This window comes from Chitinimonas sp. BJB300, from assembly GCF_002735695.1.
Lineage (GTDB): Bacteria > Pseudomonadota > Gammaproteobacteria > Burkholderiales > Chitinimonadaceae > Chitinimonas.
Genome location: NZ_PDZH01000172.1, coordinates 1 through 6,133, shown reverse-complemented (window position 1 = coordinate 6,133; position 6,133 = coordinate 1). Strand labels below are relative to the sequence as shown.

Annotated in this window: 7 protein-coding genes and 1 tRNA gene; 5 read left to right on the top strand and 3 right to left on the bottom strand. The window is 54.2% G+C overall.

Annotation, left to right across the window (positions count from 1 at the left end):
* Positions 1-230 precede the first annotated feature (230 nt).
* Entirely contained in the window at positions 231-920 is a 690-nt protein-coding gene (locus tag CSQ89_RS19180; RefSeq protein WP_099407655.1) for a Bax inhibitor-1/YccA family protein, read from the bottom strand.
* A 126-nt stretch (positions 921-1,046) separates the two neighbouring features.
* Between CSQ89_RS19180 and CSQ89_RS19175 the strand changes: the two genes are divergently transcribed.
* Both CSQ89_RS19175 and CSQ89_RS19165 read left to right on the top strand, forming a co-directional pair.
* Positions 1,047-1,136: transfer RNA gene (locus CSQ89_RS19175), tRNA-Ser, on the top strand.
* Between the two features lie 548 nt (positions 1,137-1,684).
* The gene (locus CSQ89_RS19165; protein ID WP_158229054.1) at positions 1,685-2,143 is read left to right on the top strand and encodes an IS5 family transposase; all 459 of its coding nucleotides are present in this window, start codon (positions 1,685-1,687) and stop codon (positions 2,141-2,143) included.
* 203 nt (positions 2,144-2,346) lie between these two features.
* On the opposite strand, the gene CSQ89_RS19160 is transcribed toward CSQ89_RS19165, so the two are convergent.
* Positions 2,347-3,282 carry a hypothetical protein gene (locus CSQ89_RS19160; RefSeq protein ID WP_099407653.1) on the bottom strand — a complete coding sequence of 312 codons (936 nt, stop codon included), beginning with the start codon at positions 3,280-3,282 and terminating at the stop codon, positions 2,347-2,349.
* A 13-nt stretch (positions 3,283-3,295) separates the two neighbouring features.
* Complete coding sequence (locus tag CSQ89_RS19155) at positions 3,296-4,126, bottom strand: hypothetical protein (RefSeq protein WP_099407652.1); 831 nt, start codon at positions 4,124-4,126, stop codon at positions 3,296-3,298.
* Positions 4,127-4,553: 427 nt separating this feature from the next.
* On the opposite strand from CSQ89_RS19155, the gene CSQ89_RS19150 reads away from it, so the two are divergent.
* The 3 genes from CSQ89_RS19150 to CSQ89_RS19140 are packed head-to-tail and all read left to right on the top strand — an operon-like array spanning position 4,554 to position 5,860.
* Complete coding sequence (locus CSQ89_RS19150) at positions 4,554-4,850, top strand: hypothetical protein (protein WP_139022798.1); 297 nt, start codon at positions 4,554-4,556, stop codon at positions 4,848-4,850.
* A gap of 15 nt (positions 4,851-4,865) precedes the next feature.
* Positions 4,866-5,504, top strand: coding sequence for a condensation domain-containing protein (locus CSQ89_RS19145; protein ID WP_099407650.1), 639 nt, complete (start codon positions 4,866-4,868; stop codon positions 5,502-5,504).
* Positions 5,504-5,860 carry a hypothetical protein gene (locus CSQ89_RS19140; protein ID WP_099407649.1) on the top strand — a complete coding sequence of 119 codons (357 nt, stop codon included), beginning with the start codon at positions 5,504-5,506 and terminating at the stop codon, positions 5,858-5,860. Before CSQ89_RS19145 ends, CSQ89_RS19140 begins: the two co-directional genes overlap by 1 nt.
* Positions 5,861-6,133: the final 273 nt, after the last annotated feature.

Sequence of the window (6,133 nt, the reverse complement as noted above, 5' to 3'; positions counted from 1 at the left end):
TGGAGCTGGATGGCGACCAGCAGCCCGGGTACGTTGCCGGCGCGCCTGCGGCGTCTGCGCGAACGGTTGGGTGACCAATTGCTGTCCAAACAACGACGGGGGCGCGAATGCCCCCGTGTGGTGAAAATGCCGCCGTCGCGTTATCCGGTCAAACAGCTCTGCGTTGTTAAGTGAACGGCATTACGGCCAATCGGCCGGGGTTTTTCATATGCTTGACCAGCAAAAACCGCTTAATCGCGTTCGCCGCCAAAGGCAGTCAGCAGATTCAACAGACTGACAAACAAGTTGTACACATTCAGATACAGGGAAAGTGTAGCTGTAACGTAGTTGGTCTCTCCACCATTCACGATACGGCTCACATCAACCAGGATAAAGGCCGAAAAAATCAGCGTTGCGACTGCCGAAATCGTCAGTGACAGGGCTGGGATCTGGAAGAAGATGTTCGCCAAACCTGCGACTAACAACAGAATCATACCGATAAACAAGAACTTACCCATAAAGGAGAAGTCCTTTTTGCTTACTGTTGCCAACGTCGCCAAAGCAAAGAAGATCGTTGCCGTACCGCCCGCAGCCATCGCAATCAACTGCCCGCCATTGCTAAAACGCATGGCCATTTGCAGGTATTGCGACAACCACAAGCCCATAAAGCCGGTGTAGGCCAACAATAACACTACACCCATGGCGCTTTGCTTGGTCTTCTCAATCGCGAAGAAAGCACCAAAACTGACTGCAAGAAATACAATCGCCCCCATCCAACCACCAACCATGAATTTCATGCTCATGCCAAGCCAAGCACCAAGCGCAGTCGGAATCATCGACAAGGCCAGCAACATATAGGTATTGCGCAGCACCTTGTTACGGCTGGTGGCAAGATCAGCGCCGCCGTAGCTGGTACTAACGGTTTGCCATTGCGATTGCATGGTAAGTACTCCTCATAATTCGGTTCTAGACAATACGTGAGATTAAGCCAAATGCACAAAGTTTCAAACCCCGTGCGTTACCCATAGTCAAAATGCGCATATTGCAGTACTATCGCGGCCGCTGAAGGAAGCGTGGCCGAGTGGTTTAAGGCAGCGGTCTTGAAAACCGTCGTAGGTGAGAGCCTACCGTGAGTTCGAATCTCACCGCTTCCGCCAGAATACCAAACTAAAGCCCTGATTTCTCAGGGCTTTTTTTATTACAGCGGGGCACTCTGCTACCCGTTTTCCCCTTCCCGGCACCAATCGTTTCCGTAACTTTTGGCATCGTTTCCGTACCCCCGCCAAGTAGGCGAAGTTTGTCTAGACAGGCAGTTAGAAAATTACGTACTTAAACACCGATAGTCGGTTAACTAAATTCGCCACATTCCCACCCCAAAAAAGGGCCCGGACGACTGATCCGGGCTCTCTGACATTCACTTTGTGGGACTAACCTGCTGCCCCACCCCGATATACACACACCTTCTGGGTGATCTCCTCTTCCGTATGATCCAATAACTCGCTCGCCGCTTTTAAATCTCCTATCTCACTCGCCGCCTTGGACCGGATATCCCGGAACTGAAATTGTTTAATCCTTACAGCCAAGTCCTCCATCTCGGGGGTACCCTGTTTTGCCGCATGATTAAACGCAGCTAGCCGAACCGCGTCATACCTGTTACTCAACATATCGGGCATTGAATGCGGTGCCGTAGCTGGTCTGGGTGGGCGTGTGGGAGCAGCTCCTCACATTTCAAGCGAAAGTAGCTGATTTGCAAGATGTGTCCATCGACAGCACGGTGACGCGTGCTCATGCGTGCGCGGCCGGTGCCGCGCGAAGGTGTGCCGACGAGGAGGCGTTGGGCCGGTCACGAGGCGGTTTCAGTTGCAAGATTCACGCGGCGGTAGACGCCGTCGGGCTGCCCATCAAATTCATCCTGACCGGTGGACAGGCGGCCGATATCGGTCAGGCGATCCCGCTGATGATGGGTTTATCGGCTGGTGCGTGTTTGGCGGATAAGGCTTATGACTCGGATGCGTTTCTAATGTGGCTTGAAGCGCGAGGCATCAAGGCGGTGATGCCTTCGAAAGCGAACCGTAAGGAGGCGCGAGCATGCGATTGGTGGCATTACAAGGAGCGCCACGTGATCGAGTGCCTGTTCGGCAAGCTCAAGTACTTTCGACGCTGACCCTTGCCGCGAAGTTGCTGTGGCTCCGGTGAGCCACAGCAAAACGTCAACAGAGCCTAAGCTAGAACTGGGCTTACTCATTATTTTTGCAAACCGCATCAGCAAGGAAAGGTGCCCGTAAACTCGGGGACTACCTAGAACCTGTTCGTTGCATGCTGCTCGTCAGCGAAACGTTGAACAGGTTCTAAGCAACAGGATCGTATCTATCCTGGAATAGCGCTTGGCTCACGGCTTAGATCGACATAGAAAATTTCACCGGCCTCGCCATTGCGCGGGGTAATACCTACGCGCATCGCTGGTATATGCACGGTGCCAAGCGAGCTGCTACTTGGGCGCAAGACCACCGCCATCCGCACATCCACCTGTTCCAGCTGCGGCTTGCCACCCAAACGGGCAGAGACTTCCTTCAATACCTCCGCCCGGCTCTTCAAGTTGCCGCTGGCGGTGGCGCTGCTCAGCTTCAACACCGGCCAATTGAGATCAACCGTACGTAGACGCCCCTCGCGATCGCTCACCAGCCGCGCCCGCTGATCTTCCACAATCAGCTCGCCTGCCGCCCGCACGGCCACACTCAGATATCCCTGCAACCGTGGCTCGGATGCGATGCCCGAACCATTAAGCGGCTCGGTTTGCTGGGCCAGTACATTGGTTTCGATCAACTGGGTGTTATGACTATCAATACCGTACTTCGCCAACAACAATTTGTGTTGGCCGGCAATCATGGCTTTTTGTTGGTGGCCCATAGCCAGCGAGACCGTCGATAGTGCTTCCGGCCCGCCCGCACGCTCAAAATGCAATTCACCACCCGCCGCATTGACCGACACGTTGCCGGTTTCACGGCGGCTGCCCATTTCAAGCATTGCCTGCCCACCTGTACGTGGGATGCTGTCCAGCCCACGGGCAGCTGCCAACGCTTCGGCATTACCTGCCAGGCGCATCAAGTGCTGTTGCAACTTGGTCTGATCATACCGCGGCATGGCGGTTTCCAATACATCCACCGGTGTTATACGAAGTGCGTGCAGACTGACCTTGCCACTGGGTGTACCTAGCTCTTCCGGGCTGAATACCGCAGCATGGCCAGTGCCTGTACAGGCTGCTGTCAGTAATAATGTACCGGCATAAAATTTGACTGAATTCATATTCCTGGGCTCCTTAAGGCAGCGCTGGCGCGCCATTTGGCTCGCACTTGCTCACGTAATAGCTGGTCATGTAATTTGGTTTCATGGTTGGCCAGTGATGAAAGTATCCTTCATCCAATGTGTAGGCAGCCGAGTATTCGGCATCACCAAATGCCAGCGATACCGGGCAAACCTTGTTGTTGCCCGTGTACCAGCTACCCGGGTCGTAAGTGTTGTCGACCCATGCCTTGGCCACACCCTTTTGTGAATAGCCTTGGCTGGCAACTTTTCCGTAGCCTTCGTTGAACATCCAGCCGATATACATCAGGCCATGAAAACCGGTAATCACGTGTACACCGCCCTCGGCAGCGCTTTTCCACAATTCACGGTGTTCCCAGCGGATGCTGTTGCACGCAGAAAAGTGCATAAACCGTGCTTTACCCCCAGCAAGCGGGCCATACAACATCTGGTCTGGGTAGGCACGGCAGTTGCCGTTTTCCTGATTCTGGAAGTACGCAAAGAAGCCACGTGTAGGGCTGTAGCCACCATGGCCGCAGAACAATGTCGCATCTGCTGAATCTGCCCCGTCTGCCGTGTTGTCGCGCCCCCCTGCCACTTTGGCTGGGTCCATGAATGCACCGGCCCGTACTTGTGCCCCAAGATAGGTCGATGCAGTCCATCCATTTTTCTTCATACCATCCAGCCAGGCTTGGCACATTCCCGGCCACTCGGTACGTGTATTGGCAGGACAGTCGGCATTCCATTCACCAATCGCGAACGTGCGCGCTTCATCCGCCCACGCCGCAAGCGACAATGCGCCCGCGCAAACCAACGTCAATAGACGCGGCCTGAAAATATTTTGCATCTGAGGTCTCTCCGCATTTTATTAAAATAAATTGCAAACTGCCGACGCTATATCTATTGCAGCGCCAAGAAATATTTTTGCATTGATTTTATATTCAAGCGAATAGTTCGTTGTTTTGATTGATTGTACAGTAGCAAATATGATGAAAAATAAATTAATTGAGCAAATGTGCCACCTTTACCTTGCCAGATCTGGGCTGTGACTATCTCTTTACTTATCTAATTTAATTAAATAAAGCAAGACAATCCGAACCCTAAATCACGCCAGTTAACCATCTTGGTACTGTGAATATTAACAACGACAGTTTCAACAACCAGATAAATTTAAAAAACTAATCGCATTTATATTATTAAGTAATATCACCTTTTATACCGCCATCGTCCCCGTATTGTTTGAACTAGCGACGGCCCCTGCACTGGGAACCGCCGTGCTGGTGCTCAAACAGAAGATCCGCAGTGCACCGCGTGTGGTATCGCTACCCATAGGTGAAAGCCCAACCGTAGCGTTCAGCTACCTTGGGCGCGTTGACAATATTGTCACTACCGACGAACCTTTCCGAGTGGTAGCGGGAGGCTGCGGCGATTCGACCGACCCGGCGGGCAAACGGCCCTACCCGCTCGAAATCGTCGCGATGGTCGAAGACAAGGCATTGCGCATCGAGTTTCGTTACAGCGAGAACCAGCTCAAGCCGGCCACGGTCAACGCCTGGGCCGAGGCAAGCTGACATGCCCTGCGCCAGTTGCTGAACTATCTGGTTGAGCCAGGGCTGGCTGGGCGTGCGCCTTGTGACTTCCCTCAGGCTGGCAATGCCGAGCAATCAGTGCTCGACCGGCTCTTGAACAAACATGGCCTGCGTGCAAATGAGGTGGCCGACCTGCTGCCCGTAACACGCCAGCAACGCACCATGTTGCTGGAGAGCATGACGCTCACCGAGCCGGACATGTATGTAGCGCAATTTGTCGCCACATTCGCCGGTAGTTTTGACCGGGTAGCGCTAATGCAAGCATGGTCTCGCCTGCTAGCGCGCCACGAAACACTGCGCAGTGGTTTTGTCTGGCGGCACGATGACGACCCATTGTGCGTGGTCTTCGAAGCAAGCGAACCCACTTGGCAGCATTTGAACTGGCGCGAGCAGGATGTCTCGAACTGGCTGGTGCAAGACTGGTTGGCCGGCTTCGACGGCGTAAAACCGCCGCTGCGCTTTGCCACCCTTAGATTGTCAGACGAACGCTGGCTATTCGTTTGGACCTACCACCACGCGTTGCTGGATAGCCAGAGCGTCGCCCATCTGCTTACCGAAGCGATGTCACCCCATGCACTGGCAGCCCTCCCTGCCCGCGACCCTATACGTTGGCTGGCCCGGCAAAACAGCAACTGATGCTGACGCAACTGCAAACCGCCAATGTATTGGCCGCCAATACCTCGGTCGAGATAGTCGACAGCTTGCTGTTGAGTTACCGGCAAAGCATCACTGCACTGGCCAACTACCAACCCGGATATTGGTTGGGGTCTATGAGTGTGATCCACGCGCAAACCACACCATTGCCCAGCGACCCAAAGCTGGGCTGGTTCTGCCCACTGTGCGCGGGTGGCGACCTCGGGCGACCCTATTACCATGATCACTCAACCTCACGTTGCAATGCTGGCCGACCGCCTCGTCCAGGCTATCGCCGCCTGCCAGTGCAGCGGCAGCGCCGGGATATGATTCCATCCCTGCACTACCCAGTCATTTGATAGCGTTACAGCGTCCGATCAGCCAGTCGGTGGCAATCACCTTATCCGACACCATTCACAGAGAAATTAAAACCTGCATGATTCGAACCACATTTAGGGTAAGCCCTTGAGCACAACCATCCTTCCGATAACGGATCACACCTTGGCGGCCAAGCCCGATAAATGGCTGATGTTCCGTAAGCCACGCCCGCAGGCAGCGGTTCGCCTGCTGTGTTTCCATCATGCAGGGGGGGCTGCGTTGGCCTATCGCAACTGGGTAGACCGCATGCCGGC